At 63.4% G+C, this 17,123-nt stretch carries 12 protein-coding genes; 10 read left to right on the top strand and 2 right to left on the bottom strand.

Annotation, left to right across the window (positions count from 1 at the left end; genetic code table 11):
- Positions 1 to 129 precede the first annotated feature (129 nt).
- The 10 genes from FLQ44_RS06770 to katG all read left to right on the top strand — a co-directional run bounded on the left by FLQ44_RS06770 (position 130) and on the right by katG (position 15,310).
- Positions 130 to 1,395: a CmpA/NrtA family ABC transporter substrate-binding protein gene (locus tag FLQ44_RS06770; protein WP_147693692.1), complete on the top strand. Its 1,266-nt coding sequence runs from the start codon at positions 130 to 132 to the stop codon at positions 1,393 to 1,395.
- A gap of 11 nt (positions 1,396 to 1,406) precedes the next feature.
- Positions 1,407 to 2,285, top strand: a complete 879-nt coding sequence (gene ntrB / locus FLQ44_RS06765) for a nitrate ABC transporter permease (protein WP_147693690.1) — start codon at positions 1,407 to 1,409, stop codon at positions 2,283 to 2,285.
- Position 2,286: 1 nt separating this feature from the next.
- Positions 2,287 to 3,078: an ABC transporter ATP-binding protein gene (locus FLQ44_RS06760; RefSeq protein ID WP_147693688.1), complete on the top strand. Its 792-nt coding sequence runs from the start codon at positions 2,287 to 2,289 to the stop codon at positions 3,076 to 3,078.
- A 352-nt stretch (positions 3,079 to 3,430) separates the two neighbouring features.
- Positions 3,431 to 5,863: a nitrite reductase large subunit NirB gene (nirB, locus tag FLQ44_RS06755; protein WP_147693686.1), complete on the top strand. Its 2,433-nt coding sequence runs from the start codon at positions 3,431 to 3,433 to the stop codon at positions 5,861 to 5,863.
- A 172-nt stretch (positions 5,864 to 6,035) separates the two neighbouring features.
- Positions 6,036 to 6,350 carry a nitrite reductase small subunit NirD gene (gene nirD / locus FLQ44_RS06750; RefSeq protein WP_147693684.1) on the top strand — a complete coding sequence of 105 codons (315 nt, stop codon included), beginning with the start codon at positions 6,036 to 6,038 and terminating at the stop codon, positions 6,348 to 6,350.
- A gap of 30 nt (positions 6,351 to 6,380) precedes the next feature.
- The gene (locus FLQ44_RS06745; RefSeq protein ID WP_147693682.1) at positions 6,381 to 9,074 is read left to right on the top strand and encodes a nitrate reductase; all 2,694 of its coding nucleotides are present in this window, start codon (positions 6,381 to 6,383) and stop codon (positions 9,072 to 9,074) included.
- Between the two features lie 112 nt (positions 9,075 to 9,186).
- Positions 9,187 to 9,942 (top strand): uroporphyrinogen-III C-methyltransferase, encoded by a 756-nt coding sequence (gene cobA / locus FLQ44_RS06740; protein ID WP_147693681.1) that lies wholly within the window; start codon positions 9,187 to 9,189, stop codon positions 9,940 to 9,942.
- Between the two features lie 387 nt (positions 9,943 to 10,329).
- Positions 10,330 to 11,379: a porin gene (locus FLQ44_RS06735; protein WP_240801200.1), complete on the top strand. Its 1,050-nt coding sequence runs from the start codon at positions 10,330 to 10,332 to the stop codon at positions 11,377 to 11,379.
- Between the two features lie 334 nt (positions 11,380 to 11,713).
- Positions 11,714 to 12,910, top strand: coding sequence for an amino acid aminotransferase (locus FLQ44_RS06730; RefSeq protein WP_147693679.1), 1,197 nt, complete (start codon positions 11,714 to 11,716; stop codon positions 12,908 to 12,910).
- A 189-nt stretch (positions 12,911 to 13,099) separates the two neighbouring features.
- Entirely contained in the window at positions 13,100 to 15,310 is a 2,211-nt protein-coding gene (katG, locus tag FLQ44_RS06725) for a catalase/peroxidase HPI (RefSeq protein WP_147693678.1), read from the top strand.
- 131 nt (positions 15,311 to 15,441) lie between these two features.
- On the opposite strand, the gene FLQ44_RS06720 is transcribed toward katG, so the two are convergent.
- Positions 15,442 to 15,711: a hypothetical protein gene (locus tag FLQ44_RS06720; protein WP_147693676.1), complete on the bottom strand. Its 270-nt coding sequence runs from the start codon at positions 15,709 to 15,711 to the stop codon at positions 15,442 to 15,444.
- A gap of 9 nt (positions 15,712 to 15,720) precedes the next feature.
- The gene (locus FLQ44_RS06715; protein ID WP_147693674.1) at positions 15,721 to 17,115 is read right to left on the bottom strand and encodes an aldehyde dehydrogenase family protein; all 1,395 of its coding nucleotides are present in this window, start codon (positions 17,113 to 17,115) and stop codon (positions 15,721 to 15,723) included.
- Positions 17,116 to 17,123 lie beyond the last annotated feature (8 nt).

Below are 17,123 nucleotides of genomic sequence, written 5' to 3'. Positions count from 1 at the left end.
GCCAGAACATTCAACAGGAAGGTGCCAACGGCGGCGCAAGCCTGGGAGTACGGACAACGGCGTCCGTTGCCCTTTCTGATGAGAGGGCGACGGACGCTTTTCTTTTGTGGCTACCGCTAGGAGCAAACCATGAAACAGCGTCAACACCCCGACACCCCCCCCACTGCGGCCAACGCCCGCCGCGACTTTCTCAAGGGAGCCTTGTCACTGATGGCCTCTACCGCCTTGCCTGCCGGCTTTATCCTGCCTGCGCTGGCTGCCCCTGTAGGCAAACCGGAAAAAACCGAGGTCAAAGTGGGGTTTATCCCGCTCACCGACTGTGCTTCGGTCATCGTGGCCGCCAAAATGGGCTTCGACAAGAAATACGGCATCACCATCGTGCCTTCCAAAGAGGCCAGCTGGGCGGCGGTGCGCGACAAGCTGGTGAACGGCGAGCTGGACGCCTCGCACGCGCTGTACGGCATGATCTACGGTGTGCACCTGGGCGTGGGCGGCCCCAAGAAAGACATGGCCGTACTGATGACGCTAAGCCAGAACGGCCAGGGCATCACGCTTTCCAACCAGCTCAAAGACAAGGGCGCCACCACCGGCCCGGCACTGGCCAAGCTGATCAAGGCCGAGCCGCGCGAATACACCTTTGCCCAGACTTTCCCCACCGGCACCCACGCCATGTGGCTGTATTACTGGCTGGCCGCACACGGCGTGAACCCGCTCAAGGACGTGAAAACCATCGTGGTGCCACCGCCGCAGATGGTGGCCAATATGCGGGTAGACAATATGGACGGCTACTGTGTGGGCGAGCCATGGAACGCCCGCGCCATCGCCGACGGCATCGGTTTTAGCGTGGCCACCAGCCAGCAGATCTGGCCCGATCACCCGGAAAAAGTGCTGGGCACTACCGGCGACTGGGTAAAGCAGAACCCCAACACCGCCCGCGCACTGGTGGCGGCGCTGCTGGAAGCCTCGCGCTACATCGACGACGTGAAAAACCGCGCCGCCGTGGCCAAGCTGATTTCCGACAAAGCCTACGTCAACGCGCCAGAGCCGGTGATAGAAGGCCGCTTCCTGGGCGTTTACGAAGACGGCCTGGGCAAAAAATGGCAAGACCCCAAGCTGATGAAGTTCTTCGACGGCGGCAAGGTCAACTACCCCTATCTGTCCGACGGCATGTGGTTCCTGACCCAGCACAAGCGCTGGGGCCTCTTGAAAGCCGACCCCGATTACCTGGGCGTGGCCAAGCAAATCAACCAGACCGCCATCTATAAAGACGCCGCCGCCATGGCCCGCGTGCCGGTGCCCGCCAGTGACATGCGCAGCAGCAAGCTGATAGACGGGGTGGTGTGGGACGGCAAGAACCCGGCCGCCTACGCCGCCAGCTTCAAGATCAAGGCCTGAGGAGGTGTGACATGACTGTTGCCAAACCCGTTGCGGCCAACTTGCCGCTGCCGCGCCGCCGCAAGACGGTATCGCCGGCGGCCCGCCTGGCCGCCACCCCTTGGCTGGCGCCGGTGGTACCGCTGCTGCGTGCCGTGGTGCCGCCGCTGCTGGGCCTGCTGGCTTTTCTGTTGCTGTGGACGCTGGTGTCGCAGCTGAGCCGCGGCAGCTTGCCCGGCCCGGTCAGCACCTGGGCGTCGGCGCGCGTGCTGTTTGCCGACCCCTTCTACCAGAACGGCCCCAACGACCAGGGCATAGGCTGGAACATCCTGATGTCGCTGGGGCGTGTCGGCATGGGCTTTGGCATGGCGGCGCTGGTGGGTATTCCGCTGGGCTTCCTGATCGGGCGCTTCGACTTTCTGGCGCGCATGACGGCCCCGGTGATCAGCCTGCTGCGCCCGGTAAGCCCGCTGGCCTGGCTGCCCATTGGTTTGCTGGTGTTCAAGGCCGCTAGCCCGGCGTCGATCTGGGTCATCTTTATCTCCAGCATCTGGCCGATGATCCTCAACACCGCCGCCGGTGTGCGCGCCGTACCACAAGACTACCTGAACGTGGCGCGCGTACTGCGGCTATCGGAGTGGAAGGTGTTCACCGTCATCCTGCTGCCCGCCACGCTGCCGCACATGCTTACCGGCGTGCGCCTGGCAGTGGGCACCGCCTGGCTGGTGATTGTGGCCGCCGAGATGCTCACTGGCGGCGTGGGCCTGGGCTTCTGGGTATGGGACGAATGGAACAACCTGAACGTGGAGCACATCCTGATCGCCATCTTTGTGGTGGGGCTGGTGGGCTTGCTGCTGGAGCAGGCTCTGGTATGGCTGGCGCGCAAGGCCAGCTTCGGGCAGGAGAACTGATATGGACCGCTTTGTCGAGCTGGAAAACATCCGCAAGCATTTCGATACCAAAAAAGGCCGCTTCGTAGCGCTGCAAGACGTGAACCTGACCATACGCCAGGGCGAGTTCGTGTCGCTGATCGGCCACTCCGGCTGTGGTAAATCCACCGTGCTGAACATCATCGCCGGCCTCTTGGACCCCAGCGATGGCATAGCGCTGTGCAATGGCCGCGAGATCGACGGCCCCGGCCCCGAGCGCGCCGTGGTGTTCCAGAACCACAGCCTGCTGCCGTGGCTGACTTGCTACGGCAACATCCTGCTGGCGGTAGAGCGCGTGTTTGGTGCCAAGGAAAGCAAGCTACAGTTGGCCGCCCGTACCGAAGAAGCCCTGGCACTGGTGGGCCTGCAGCACGCCCGCGACAAGCACCCGCACGAGATATCGGGCGGCATGAAGCAGCGCGTGGGCATTGCTCGTGCGCTGGCCATGGAGCCCAAGGTGCTGCTGATGGACGAGCCATTCGGCGCCCTGGACGCGCTGACCCGCGCCAACCTGCAGGACGAGATGGTCAAGATTGTGGAAAAAACCGGCAGCACGGTGGTGATGGTGACGCACGACGTGGACGAAGCCGTATTGCTGTCCGACCGTATCGTGATGATGACCAACGGCCCGGCGGCCACGGTAGGCGAAATCCTGCAAGTAGACCTGCCACGCCCGCGCAACCGTCTGGCGCTAGCCAGCGACCCGGCCTACCACGCCTGCCGCAGCGCGGTGCTGGACTTTCTATACCAGAAGCACAAGCGGGAAGCGGCTTAGCCGGAAACAGTTTGTCCCGCCAAGCGCGTTGATACCGGGCCCCGTGCCCGGTTTTTTCATCGGCATGTCTGGCTGCGCCGCCTCGGGGCAATCAGGCCGGCATGCAGCAAACTGGTGCGGCGCTGCACCAGGGCTAGGCAGGGTTGGCCGCAAAAGCGGCTGAAACAGTACTGCCAGGCTGGCACGGCAGTTGCTGTAGCCAGTATACGCAAAGGTCTCTTGCGCCAATGGCGGCGCAAGAGCGGGACAAGGAAGTCCGCTACCGTGGGGGTGCCCACGGTGGCGGGCTTTTTTTTTGGCCGTGCCGCAGCAACGCCGCGGTGGCGCAGCCGGCTGGAAAGGACGCAAGGCAATGAACAAACCCAAACTGGTCATGGTGGGCAACGGCATGGCAGGTGTGCGCACGCTGGAGGCGCTGCTGGCGCTGGCGCCAGACGCCTACGACATCACCGTATTCGGTGCCGAGCCGCACGCCAACTACAACCGCATCATGCTGTCGCCGGTGCTGGCCGGCGAACAAACCCTGCCCGATATCATGCTGAACGAGGAAAGCTGGTACGCCACGCACGGCATTACCCTGCACCTGGGCCAGCCAGTGGTGGCGCTGGACCGCGGCCGCCGCCTGGTACACACCGCTGACGGCAGCAGCGTGCTTTACGACCGGCTGCTGCTGGCCACCGGCTCCAGCCCGTTTATCTTGCCGGTGCCGGGCAATGACCTGCCCGGCGTGGTGACGTTTCGCGATATTGCCGACGTACAAGCCATGATTGATGCGGCGGCCAACCATCGCCACGCGGTGGTGATCGGCGGCGGCCTGCTGGGGCTGGAGGCGGCCAATGGCTTGCTGGCGCGCGGCATGCAGGTAACGGTGGTGCACCTGGGCGAATGGCTGCTGGAGCGCCAGCTGGACCGCACCGCGGCCAACTTGCTGCAGCAGAGCCTGGCGGCCAAGGGCCTGCGCTTCTTGCTGCAAAAGCAAACCGCCGCGCTGGTAGCCGGGCCCGATGGCCGCGTGGCCGGGGTGCAGTTCAAGGATGGCGAGAGCGTACCGGCGCAGCTGGTGGTAATGGCCGTGGGCATTCGCCCTAACGACGCCTTGGCGCAGGCCAGCGGCCTGCACTGCAACCGTGGCGTGGTGGTAAACGACCACCTGCAAACCTTCGACCCGCGCGTTTACGCCGTGGGCGAGTGCGTGAGCCACCGTGGTGTCAGCTACGGCCTGGTGGCGCCGCTGTTCGACATGGCCAAGGTGGCGGCCAACCATCTGGCCAGCCTGGGCATTGCCCGTTATGTACCGGCCGCTACCAGCACCAAGCTCAAAGTCACCGGCATGGACGTGTTTTCTGCTGGTGACTTCATGGGCGGCGACGGCTGCGAGGACATCACGCTGTCCGACCCGATGGCCGGCATCTACAAACGGCTGGTCATCAAAGACGACAAGCTGGTGGGCGCCTGCCTGTTTGGCGATACCGCCGACGGCGCCTGGTATTTCCGCCTGATTCGCGAGCAGCAGCCGGTGCACGCTATCCGCGATCAGCTGATGCTGGGCGAAGGCGCAGTGGGCGATACCGGCCACCAGGGGCAGAACCGTGCTGCCGGCCTGCCGGACGAGGCCGAGGTGTGCGGCTGCAACGGCGTGTGCAAAGGCACCATCGTCAAGGCCATTCAGGAAAAAGGCCTGTTTACTGTGGACGACATCAAGAAGCACACCAAAGCCGCCAGCTCCTGCGGCTCGTGCAGCGGGCTGGTGGAGCAGATTCTGATCAGCTGCGTGGGCGGCGCCGCCGACGTGAAGCCCAAGTCGGAAAAGCCCATATGCGGCTGTAGCGACATCACCCACGGCCAGCTGCGGGCCGCCATCCGCGAACAGCACCTCACCAGCCTGGCCGAGGCCTTTCGTGTGTTGGGCTGGCGTAGCCCCGATGGCTGCGCCAGCTGCCGCCCGGCGGTGAACTATTACCTGATTTCTACCTGGCCGGGCGAAGCCGCAGACGACCCGCAGGCACGCTTCATCAACGAGCGCGTGCACGCCAACATCCAGAAAGACGGCACCTACTCGGTGATCCCGCGCATGTGGGGCGGGGTGACCAACCCTGCCGAGCTGCGACGCATTGCCGACGTAGCCGACAAATACGCCATCCCGATGGTAAAGGTCACCGGCGGCCAGCGCATCGACCTGCTGGGGGTAAAGAAAGAAGACCTGCCAGCGGTATGGCGCGAGCTGGACATGCCGTCCGGCCACGCCTACGGCAAAAGCCTACGCACGGTGAAAACCTGTGTTGGCAGCGAGTTCTGCCGCTTTGGCACCCAAGACTCCACGCAGATGGGTATCGACCTGGAAAAAGACTTGTTCGGCATGTGGAGCCCGGCCAAGGTGAAGCTGGCGGTATCCGGCTGTCCGCGCAACTGCGCCGAATCCGGCATCAAGGACGTGGGCATCATCGGCGTGGATTCCGGCTGGGAGCTGTACATCGGTGGCAACGGCGGCATCAAGACCGAGGTGGCCGAGTTTTTCTGCAAGGTAAAAACGCACGACGAGGTGATGCAGTACAGCGGCGCCTTCCTGCAGCTGTACCGCGAGGAGGCGTTTTATCTGGAACGCACCGTGCACTTTTTGCAGCGGGTGGGCATGGACTACATCAAACAGCGCGTGCTGGACGATGCAGTTGGCCGCAGCGAGCTGTACGCACGGCTGAAGTTTGCGCTGTCGTTCGAGCAAGACCCGTGGGCCGAACGCTACGCCGGCGGCGTGGCGCAGCACGAGTTTGCGCCCTTGACGGTGTAGAAAATCTGATGTCGCCACGGAAGCACACCGACCGCACGGAAAAATGCACAAGCCGGTTGGCGCGGTACTGACACTGGCTGTCATGCCAGCCTCGTCGCGATGGGCATCGGCAATGCCGTGCCGTTTTTCGTGTTCTTTCGTGTGTTTTCGTGGCCAAAAAAGGAAACCAACCATGAACAACTGGAAAGCCGTCTGCCGCCTGGCAGACATCCCGGCGCAGGGCGCGCGGGTACTGAAACGGGCAGGGCAGGTCGACATTGCCGTGTTCCGCACCATCGACGACCAGGCCTTTGCGCTGCTGGACCGCTGCCCGCACAAAGGCGGGCCGCTGTCGCAGGGCATCGTGTCCGGCCACCGCGTGGCCTGCCCGCTGCACAACTGGCACATCGACCTGGCCACCGGCCAGGCCTGCGCGCCGGACGAAGGCTGTAGCGGCCACATTGCGCTGAAGCTGCAAGACGGCACCGTCTACCTGGCGCTGGACTGAACGCGGCCAGGTTGGCCGCAAGGAGCGAGCATGAATGCCATAAGCGAACCCGGCAGCGCCATCGCCAGCGTGTGCTGCTACTGCGGCACCGGCTGCGGCGTGCTGCTCAGCCCGCAGGCCGATGGCAGCCTGGGTGTGGCGGGCGACCCGCAGCACCCGGCCAACTTTGGCCGCCTGTGCAGCAAGGGCCGCACGCTGGGGCAGACCGTGGGCGTGACGGGTAGCCGCCTGCTGCAGCCGCAGCTGCGCACCGGCAAGGACGAAGCGCGCCAGCCGGTGAGCTGGGACAGTGCGCTGGACGCCGTCAGCCACCAGCTGGCCGCCACCATCGCGCAGCATGGCCCGGATGCGGTGGGTTTTTATCTGTCCGGCCAGCTGCTCACTGAAGACTACTATCTGTTCAACAAGCTGGCGCGCGGCCTGGTGGGTACCAACAATATCGATACCAACTCGCGGCTATGCATGTCCAGCGCAGTAGCCGGTTACAAGCGCACGCTGGGCGCCGACGCGCCGCCCTCCTGCTACGAAGACTTCGACCACGCCGGCTGCGTGTTTATTGCCGGTTCCAATATGGCGGTGGCGCACCCGGTGCTGTTTCGGCGGCTGGAGGCAGCGCGTGCGGCCAACCCTGCCATGAAAATCATTGTGGTCGACCCGCGCCGCACAGACACAGTCAGCCTGGCCGACCTGTACCTGCCAGTGCTGCCCGGCAGCGACGTGGCGCTGTTTCACGCCATGCTCAATGTGATGATCTGGGAAGACCTGATCGACCGCGACTACATTGCACAGCACACCGAAGGCTTTGCCGCGCTGCGGGCGCGCCTGCGCGAGTACACGCCGCGCGCCGCCAGCCAGCTGTGCGGCGTGCACGAAGACGATATTGTCACCGCCGCGCGCTGGTTTGCCGCCAGCCCGGCCACGCTGTCCTGCTACACCATGGGGCTAAACCAGTACAGCAACGGCAGCGACAAAAACGCCGCATTGATCCACCTGCACCTGGCCACCGGCCACATCGGCCGCCCCGGTAGCGGGCCGTTTTCGCTTACCGGCCAGCCCAACGCCATGGGCGGGCGCGAGGTAGGCGGCCTGGCCACCGTGCTGCCCGGCCACCGCGACCCGGCCGACGCGGCACACCGCGCCGAGGTGGCTGCGCTGTGGGGCGTGCCCGCGTTGCCGGCCAACCCTGGCCTGCCGGCGGTGGCGCTGTTCGAGGCCGCCGCGGCCGGGCACATCAAGCTGTTGTGGATAGCCTGTACCGACCCGGCTTTTTCGCTGCCGGACCAAACCCTGGTGCGCGAAGCCTTGCAAAAAGTGGACTGCGTCATCGTGCAAGAAGCCTTTGCCAGCAGCCACACGCTGCCGTTTGCCGACATCGTGCTGCCAGCCGCCACCTGGCCGGAAAAAGACGGCAGCATGACCAATAGCGAACGCCGCATCAGCCGCGTACGCGCCGCGCTGCCACCCCCAGGGCAGGCACGCGAGGACTGGCGCATTGTGGCCGCTGTGGCGCAGCGCCTGGCCGCTGCCATCGCGCCGGAACGGGAGAGCTTGTTTACCTTTGCCAACGCGGCGACGGTGTTCGCCGAGCACGCCGCCGCCACCGCCGGGCGCGACCTGGACTACAGCCAGCTGGATTACGCGCTGCTGGATCAACTCGGGCCGCAGCAGTGGCCGTTTGACGGCCAGGTTGGCCGCAGCCGCCTGTACGGCGATGGCGTCTACCCCACACTCAGCGGCCGCGCTCGCTTTGTCGATATCGGCTGGCAAGCACCGGCCGACAAAGTATCAGCGCATTTTCCGCTACGCCTGACCACCGGCCGCCTGCGCGACCACTGGCACAGCATGAGCCGCACCGCGCTGGTACCGGCGCTAAACCGCCATGTGGCGCTGCCGCAGCTGGCCATGCACCCGCGTGACATGGCCCGCCACGGCCTGCAGGCCGGCATGCTGGCCACGCTGCGCAACAAGCGCGGCAGCGTGGTGCTGCCAGTGGTGGCCGACGACGGCTTGCGCCCCGGCGTGGTGTTCGTACCCATGCACTGGGGCAGCGCCACGCTGGGCGGGCTGGGCATCAACGCGCTGGCTAGCCGTGCCGTAGACCCGCTGTCGCAGCAGCCGGAGCTGAAGCTGGCTGCCGTCAGCGTGGTGCCAGCGCGGCTGCCGTGGCGTGCGTCGCTGCAAGTACGGGGTGATGCGGCCAACTTGCGCCCGCCGCTGGACGCGTTGCGTGAAGGCTTCCCTTACGCCGTGGCGGTGGCCATCAGCCTGGCTGGGCAGCCAGGCCTGCAGCTAGAGCTGGCCGCGGCCGAGGCACCATCGCTTGCGGTACTGCAGCAGCTGGCTAGCGTATTGCAGCCGCCCGGTGCCGTGCTGGCCGCGTTTGACGACCCGGCGCGTGGCGTGCTGCGCCGCGTATGGTTGGCCGCACGCCAGCCATTGGGCTATCTGCTGGCGGGTGATACGGCGGCGGCGCCTGCGCTGAGCGCCTGGCTGGATGGCGGCCAGCCACCGGCCAGCCTCGCCGCCTTGCTGCAGGGCAGGGCCGGCGGCGTGGCACTGGCGCGTGTGGTGTGCAGCTGCGAGGGCGTGCGCGAAGACGCCATCGTGGCGGGCGTGGCACGCGGGCTGGACGTGGCTGGCCTGCAGCGCGAGCTGCGCTGCGGTACCGGCTGCGGCAGCTGTGTGCCGGAGCTGAAGCGGCTATGCCAGCGCGCCACGGTATAGCGATTGTTATGAAGCTATTTGGTTATAAGAAAACGGTCTGGCAGAACTTTTGGCTTGATGTATCGTGCAAAGCGGCCCGAACCCTGGGCGCGGACGCAGAAAGGAATGCAGCATGAATGGCAAGGTATGGTTGGTTGGCGCGGGGCCCGGTGACGCGGAGCTGCTCACGCTCAAGGCATTGCGCGTGCTGCAGGCTTGCGACGTCTGGCTGGTGGACGACCTGGTAGGGCGCGATATCCTGGATTTTGCCCGCCCCGGCACCCGTATCGTGCCGGTGGGCAAGCGTGGTGGCTGCAAGTCCACGCCACAAGCCTTCATTTTGCGGCTGATGGCCCGCTACGCCCGCCAGGGGCGGCAGGTGGCGCGGCTGAAAGGCGGCGACCCGTTCATCTTTGGCCGCGGCGGCGAGGAATGGGCGTGGCTGGCCGAGCGCGGCGTGGCGGTAGAGGCGGTCAACGGCATTACGGCCGGTTTTGCCGCCGGCGCCGACCTGGGCCTGCCGCTGACCCATCGTGGCGTGGCACGTGGCGTGGCGCTGGTGACCGCTCACACGCAGGATGGCAGCCAGCCAGACTGGCTTGCCTTGGCGCACAGCCGGCTCACCGTGGTCTGTTACATGGGCATGGCCGGCTTGCCGCAGCTGGTGCCGCAGCTGTTGGCCGCCGGGTTTGCGGCCAACTTGCCGGTAGCCGTAGTGCACCGAGCAGGCTGCCTTGAGCAGCAGCACCTGGTGACCACGCTGCAGCATTTGCAGGATGATGTGGCCGCCAGCGGCCTGGCCAGCCCGGCGGTGATCATTCTGGGTGAGGTGGTGGAGCATGCGATGAACGTGATACCAGTGGCTGATCCGCAGGTGGCGGTGGCGTGAGTTCCGTGTGTGTCACGACTTCAAAACGGGAAGAAAAGAGTAAATACTCCAAAAATGTAGTGGCTTTACTACACATTTTGCAAAAATGTAGCGTTATAGAATCGATGCATTATTTGTATATTTTGGCTATGTTATGCTCATTGCGATTTGAAGTGTATTGAAGTTTTTAAGTTATTGATCAGTAAGCTGTATTAATTCAGCGATGTGGTGCCGAGTCCGATTTTTAGGGGCTGTTTGACTAAGCTTGCTGTCGGGTGCGCTGTCTACGTACTATGCCATGGCGTTTTAACCCTTTTTAAACATTTGGTCGGTAAAGTAGGCGGCATGTGTGCTTCACACTTTTCGTTTCCACCTTACTGCAGGAGTTTTATTGTGCTGAAAAAGAGAATGCTTGCTGTTGCAGTTGCTTCCACGCTGGCCGCACCTTTTGCCATGGCCGACGTTAACATTTACGGCGCTATCAGCACCTCCGTTGAAACGGTGAAGGCTACTGGCGCTACCAATGCTGCGAACGACTTGCAATCCGTTGGCCGTGTTTCGTCGAATACCTCCAAACTGGGTTTCAAAGGCTCTGATGATCTGGGCAACGGCATGAAAGCGCTGTGGCAGATCGAGCAGGAAATCTCCATGGACGATGGTGGCACCCGTAAAGGTACTTTTGCTACCCGTAACAGCTTTGTCGGCTTAGAAGGTGATTTCGGCCGCATCCTGCTGGGTCACAATGATTCCGTGTATAAGTCCATCGCCAAGGCAGGCATGGTGAATACCATGGTTGAGACCATTGCTGACATTTGTGTCCCCTCGGCAGTGTATTGCCGTGGTGATACACGCATGCAGAACTCCATCCACTATTACACCAAAACCTACAGCGGTTTGCAGGCAGGTGCTTCCTATGGTTTTGACGAAGCCCGTACCACGGTTGGCGGCGCCCGCACCAACAAGGCTCGCTGGAGCCTAGCAGCCAGCTACACTATGGATGGCCTGAGTGCAGGCTTGGGTTATGACGTACAGCAGCAGAAAAACGCTGTAGTGGGTAATACGAATCTGGACCAGTCTTTCATGAAGCTGTCGCTGGGTTACAAGTTTGACGATACCAAGCTGAGCTTGGGCTACGAGCACGAGAAAAACGAACAATCTACCGGTGACCTGAAACAGTCCGCCTGGACTGTTGGTGCCGAGCAGAAATTCGGTAAAGTTGCCGTAGGTCTGGTTTACGCTACCATGGGCGAGTCCAAGTCTGGCGCTAAAGACGGTGCCGACCAAGTGACCCTGGGTGCCATATACGATCTTTCCAAGCGTACTCAAACCTACGCTTACTACAGCCGTATCACCAACGAAGACGCGGCTACCCGTACCTTCGGCGGTGCTGGCCTGAGCGGTGTGGGTGCAGGCTCCAACCCGACAGGTCTGGGCGTAGGCATGAAGGTAAGCTTCTAAGCTACCTGTCGCAGTCGTACCAAAGCCAGCTTGCGAGCTGGCTTTTTTATTTGCCTTGGCGGCATCGCCAGATGGCACGCTGTCTTCTAGCCAATGTACAGAGGGTGTGCATCAGTGTGCTGGCATCACTGATGGAATTCAGTCGTTTCTGTCTGGGGTTTGGTGGTGGTGAGGTGCTATTTATTTGCAATAAATTGATATTTCATTGCGCATTTTATTCTTTTTTGGGCGGTGGTCTGGCGTGCTGGCGCGGTTGTGTTACTTTTATCGACGGATACCCCCGTGTACTGCGTCCTGCGCGGTACCAGACGTTAGAGAGAGAAACCACAAGATCATGTTTGCACACGTTGAAGCCTATGCAGGCGACCCCATCCTCACGCTGGTGGAAACCTTCAACAAGGACACCCGCAGCCCGAAAGTAAACCTGGGTATCGGCCTGTATTACGACGAAGAAGGCCGCATTCCGCTGCTGCCGTCGGTACAAAAAGCCGAAGCGCGCCGCGTGGCCGAAGCCGGCCCGCGCAGCTACCAGCCCATGGAAGGCGCGGCCAACTACCGTACCGCCGTGCAGCAGCTGCTGTGGGGCGCACAGCACGAAGCCGTACAGGCTGGCCGCATCGCCACGATCCAGACCATTGGCGGCTCCGGCGCGCTGAAGATTGGCGGCGACCTGCTCAAGCGCTATTTCCCCAACGTGGATGTATGGGTAAGCAACCCTACCTGGGACAACCACCGCGCCATGTTCGAAGGTGCCGGTTTTACCGTGCACGACTACCCGTACTACGACGCCGCTACCGGCGGGGTGAAGTTTGACGACATGGTCGCCTGCTTTAGCCAGCTGCCCGCCAAAACCATCGTGCTGCTGCACCCGTGCTGCCACAACCCTACCGGTGTGGACCTGGACAAAGACCAATGGCGCAAGGTGATCGAGGTGGTAAAAGCACGCGACCTGCTGCCGTTCATGGACATTGCCTACCAGGGTTTTGGCGATAGCCTGGACGACGACGCCTTTGCCATCCGTGCCATGACTGAAGCCGGCGTGAGCTTTGTGGTGAGCAACTCGTTCTCCAAAAACCTGTCGTTCTACGGCGAGCGCTGTGGCGGCCTGTCCGTGGTGTGCGGTACCGCTGAAGAAGCTGGCCGCGTACTGGGCCAGATGAAGGCCACCGTACGCCGCAACTACTCCAGCCCGCCTACCCACGGCGGCCAGGTGACTGCCATCGTGATGAACGACGCGGCACTGCGCACCGAGTGGGAAGGCGAAGTGACCGAGATGCGCGTGCGCATCAAGGCCATGCGCCAGAAGCTGTACGAAGTGCTGAGCGCCAAGGTGCCGGGCCGTGATTTCAGCTACTTTATCAAGCAGCGCGGCATGTTCAGCTACACCGGCCTGAGCCCGCAGCAGGTAGACCGCCTGCGCGAAGAGTTCGCCGTGTACCTGGTGCGCTCGGGCCGCATGTGCGTGGCCGGCCTGAACAGCCGCAACGTGGAATACGTGGCCGACGCCATGGCCGAGGTGCTGAAAGGCTAAGCCAGTCGCCCGTAGCCCAAGGCAGCCCCGCCCGTGTGGCGGGGTTTTTTGTCTCTTTGTTATTGCCGCTGGCTATGCGATAGTAAATTTCCATTGCTTTGATTAAATCAATTCAATAGTCATGCCGGCCACAAGCAACTATGCTGATCTCACCAAGTCAGACAGACACCCCAAGCAAGGAGAGACAGCATGAGCACCGAACAGAAATGCCCCTTCCACAGCGCCTCTGCCACCAAAGCCACTTTTGGCGCCCGCGCCAACCGTGACTGGTGGCCCAACCAGCTGAACCTGGGCATCCTGCACCAGCACGCCCCAGCGTCCAACCCGCTGGGCGATGATTTCGATTATGCAGAAGCCTTCCAGCAGCTGGACCTGGCCGCCGTGAAGAAAGACCTGTACGCGCTGATGACCACCTCGCAAGCCTGGTGGCCGGCCGACTGGGGCCACTACGGTGGCCTGTTCATCCGCATGGCCTGGCACAGTGCCGGTACCTACCGTACCGCCGACGGCCGGGGGGGTGGCGGTACCGGCAACCAGCGCTTTGCCCCGCTGAACAGCTGGCCGGACAACGGCAACCTCGACAAGGCACGCCGCCTGCTGTGGCCGATCAAACAGAAATACGGCAACCAGCTGTCGTGGGCCGATCTGATGATCCTGGCCGGCAACTGTGCGCTGGAATCCATGGGCTTCAAGACCTTCGGTTTTGGTGGCGGCCGCGCCGACATCTGGCAGCCGGAAGAAGACATTTACTGGGGCGGCGAAAAGCAATGGCTGGCCACCAGCGACAAAGAAAACAGCCGTTATAGCGGCAACCGCGAGCTGGACAACCCCTTGGCCGCCGTGCAAATGGGCCTGATCTACGTGAACCCGGAAGGCCCGGACGGCAACCCCGACCCGGTAGCCAGCGGCCGTGACGTACGCGAAACCTTTGCCCGCATGGCCATGAACGACGAAGAAACCGTGGCGCTGGTGGCCGGTGGCCACACCTTCGGCAAGGCGCACGGTGCCGGCGACCCGGCCCTGGTGGGCCCGGAGCCGGAAGCTGCCCCGCTGGAAGCCATGGGCATGGGCTGGATCAACCAGCTGGGCAGCGGCAAGGGCGTGCATACCACCACCAGCGGTATCGAAGGTGCGTGGAAACCCAACCCTACCACTTGGGATAACGGCTACTTTGACATGCTGTTCGGCTACGAATGGGCGCTGACCAAGAGCCCGGCAGGTGCCCACCAGTGGGTGGCACAGAACGTGAAACCGGAACACATGATTCCGGATGCGCACGATGCCAGCAAACAGCACGCGCCGATGATGACCACGGCCGATTTGAGCCTGCGCTTCGACCCGGTCTACGAGCCGATTGCGCGCCGCTTCCATCAGGACCCGCAAGCCTTTGCCGACGCCTTCGCCCGCGCTTGGTTCAAGCTGACGCACCGCGACATGGGCCCGAAAGCACTGTACCTGGGGGCGGAAGTGCCGGCAGAAGACCTGATTTGGCAAGACCCGATCCCGGCGGTAGACCACGCACTGGTGGACGCTGCCGACGTGGCCGCGCTGAAGGCCGAGGTACTGGCCAGCGGCCTGAGCGTGGCCGAGCTGGTGTCTACCGCCTGGGCGTCTGCATCCACCTTCCGCGGCTCCGACAAGCGTGGTGGTGCCAACGGTGCGCGCATTCGCCTGGCCCCGCAGAAAGACTGGGCCGTGAACCAGCCGGCACAGCTGGCCCGCGTACTGGCTGTGCTGGAAGGCATTCAGCAGCGCTTTAACGCCGCGCAGCAGGGCGGCAAGAAAGTGTCGCTGGCCGACCTGATCGTGCTGGCCGGTGGCGCCGCTGTCGAGCAGGCCGCTGCTGCGGCAGGCCACGCCGTAACGGTACCGTTTGCCGCTGGCCGCATGGACGCGCTGGCCGAGCACACCGACGTGGAATCGTTTGCCGTACTGGAGCCGCAGGCCGATGGCTTCCGCAACTACCAGCAGCAGGCTTTCCGCGTGCCAGCCGAGCAGCTGCTGGTGGACAAGGCCCAGCTGTTGAAGCTGAGCGCACCGGAAATGACCGTGCTGGTAGGCGGCCTGCGGGTACTGGGCGCCAACGCCGGTGGGGTGCAGGATGGCGTCTTCACCCAGCGCCCTGGCGTGTTGAGTAACGACTTCTTTGCCAATGTGCTGGATATCGGTACCGTGTGGGCGCCGACCTCGGAAGAAGCCAGCCGCTTTGAAGGCCGCGACCGCGACAGCGGTAGCGTGAAGTGGACGGCCAGCCGCGTTGACCTGGTGTTCGGTTCCAACTCGCAGCTGCGGGCTCTGGCCGAGGTGTACGCCCAGCAGGATGGCGAAGCCCGCTTTGTGCGCGACTTCGTGCGGGCCTGGGACAAAGTGATGACGCTGGACCGTTTCGACCTGAAGTAAGCGCTGTATTGCCGCCGCCCGTGTCATGCGGGTGGCTGCCGCACCAACAGCAAGGCCCCGCCGCAGGCGGGGCCTTGTGCTTGGCCATGCGGCCAACCTTTCTCGATACGCCAGGGTTGGCCGCAGCCAGGCTAGCTGCGCGCCAGCAGATACACCGCTACGGCTGCGGCCACGGCTGGCACGGCAAACACCAGTAGCATGATGGGCAGCTCCTCGCGCAGCGTGTAGCCGGCGTGGGTAACGCCTACCCACATATTCACCAGCGCCACCACCAGCCAGACCGGTACAAAGGCCTTTGCCGCCAGCGCCATGGCCGCTGTGTTGGCACCCCATAGCCAGCCAAACAGCACAAACAAACCCAGCAGCCCGAAGCCGCCTGCGATTACCAGAATAACGTGCATGTTTTCTCCTTAATTATCTGCGCCAGCTGGCCAGCTGAATACCGACAGGTTGGCCGCAATGTCCTTGCCGGCGTAGGGCGGGAATACATCGATTTCGGCATCGCTGCGGCCAAGCAGTATGCCCTTGCGGTTGGATAGCGCATCGAAGCCGGCCTGCCCGTAGTACTTGCCCATGCCGGAGTAACCCACGCCGCCAAAAGGCAGGCTGTCTATCCAGCAGTGCAGGTTGGTCTGGTTGATGCAGCCACCGCCAAACGACAGCGTCGCCAGAAAGCGTTCCACGGTAGGGGCATGCTCGCTGAACAAATAGGCCGCCAGCGGCTTGGGCTTGCGCGCAATCTGCGCCAGCACGCTGTCCAGCTCGTCGTACACCAGGACCGGCAGCACCGGGCCAAAGATTTCCTGCTGCATGGCCGGGTCGTCCCAGCTGGCGGGGTACAGCACCGTCGGCTCCACATAGCGTGCCGCTACGTTGTAACGGCCACCATGCACCACCTTGTCTGGCTGGATGTAGCCGGCCACGCGTTCGGTATCGTGCTCGGAGATCATGCGGGCGAAGTCCGGGCTGTGCTGCGGGTCGCTGCCGTACATGCGTACGATGGCGGCTTTCAGCTCGGCGATGAAGGCGTCTGCCACGCTGCGCTGCACGCAGACATAGCCCGGCGCGATGCACCATTGGCCGGAGATGGCGTTGTGCCCCCAGGCAATGCGCTCGGCGGCGGCGGTAAGGTTGGCCGTTTCGTCCACGATGGTGGGGTTCTGGCCGCCCAGCTCCAGAATCACCGGTGTCAGGTGCTCGGCGGCGGCGCGCATCACCACCTTGCCGACGCTGGCGCTACCGGTAAAGAAAATGAAGTCGAAGGGCAGGGCCAGCAGCGCGCCGATTTCCTCGCGCCCCCCAGTCACAATGCTGACCGCCTCCGACGCAAAGTACTGCGGTATCAGCGTGGCCAGCAGGGCGGCCACGGTGGGCGTGGTGTTGGCCGGCTTCAGTACCACGGTATTGCCCGCGGCCAGTGCGGCAATGGCCGGGTCCAGCAGTAGCAGGATGGGGGCGTTGAACGGGCCGATCACCAGGCAGCTGCCGTAGGGTTCTTTGTAGATCATGCCGCGGTGGCCGCTGGCCTCCAGCCCCGGCGGTATGGCCACCTGCTGGGGTGCCATCAAGGTGGCCAGGTGGCTGCGGTAGTAGTCGATCACCCCCAGCGGTACGCTGATTTCAAACTGCTGCTCGAATGGTGGCTTGTGAAAGTCCTGGTATAGCGCGTCGCACAGTGCCGCCTGGTTGTCTTGCAGCAGGCGGGCCATGCGGTCCAGCTGATCCAGCCGCCAGGCGGCGCTTTTGCTGCCGCCGCTGGCAAAAAACGCTTGCTGGGTATCCAGCAGGTCTTGGTACGGGTTCATGGCGGGCT

Source organism: Vogesella mureinivorans, assembly GCF_007644035.1.
In the GTDB taxonomy this organism is placed as follows: domain Bacteria; phylum Pseudomonadota; class Gammaproteobacteria; order Burkholderiales; family Chromobacteriaceae; genus Vogesella; species Vogesella mureinivorans.
This window is presented reverse-complemented; position numbering and strand designations above follow the sequence as displayed.

Bases quoted from the DNA above. Each gene is read 5' to 3' on its own strand.
- FLQ44_RS06770 (WP_147693692.1), top strand. From the start codon at position 130: ATGAAACAGCGTCAACACCCCGACACCCCCCCCACTGCGGCCAACGCC.
- ntrB (WP_147693690.1), top strand. From the start codon at position 1,407: ATGACTGTTGCCAAACCCGTTGCGGCCAACTTGCCGCTGCCGCGCCGC.
- FLQ44_RS06760 (WP_147693688.1), top strand. From the start codon at position 2,287: ATGGACCGCTTTGTCGAGCTGGAAAACATCCGCAAGCATTTCGATACC.
- nirB (WP_147693686.1), top strand. From the start codon at position 3,431: ATGAACAAACCCAAACTGGTCATGGTGGGCAACGGCATGGCAGGTGTG.
- nirD (WP_147693684.1), top strand. From the start codon at position 6,036: ATGAACAACTGGAAAGCCGTCTGCCGCCTGGCAGACATCCCGGCGCAG.
- FLQ44_RS06745 (WP_147693682.1), top strand. From the start codon at position 6,381: ATGAATGCCATAAGCGAACCCGGCAGCGCCATCGCCAGCGTGTGCTGC.
- cobA (WP_147693681.1), top strand. From the start codon at position 9,187: ATGAATGGCAAGGTATGGTTGGTTGGCGCGGGGCCCGGTGACGCGGAG.
- FLQ44_RS06735 (WP_240801200.1), top strand. From the start codon at position 10,330: ATGCTTGCTGTTGCAGTTGCTTCCACGCTGGCCGCACCTTTTGCCATG.
- FLQ44_RS06730 (WP_147693679.1), top strand. From the start codon at position 11,714: ATGTTTGCACACGTTGAAGCCTATGCAGGCGACCCCATCCTCACGCTG.
- katG (WP_147693678.1), top strand. From the start codon at position 13,100: ATGAGCACCGAACAGAAATGCCCCTTCCACAGCGCCTCTGCCACCAAA.
- FLQ44_RS06720 (WP_147693676.1), bottom strand. From the start codon at position 15,711: ATGCACGTTATTCTGGTAATCGCAGGCGGCTTCGGGCTGCTGGGTTTG.
- FLQ44_RS06715 (WP_147693674.1), bottom strand. From the start codon at position 17,115: ATGAACCCGTACCAAGACCTGCTGGATACCCAGCAAGCGTTTTTTGCC.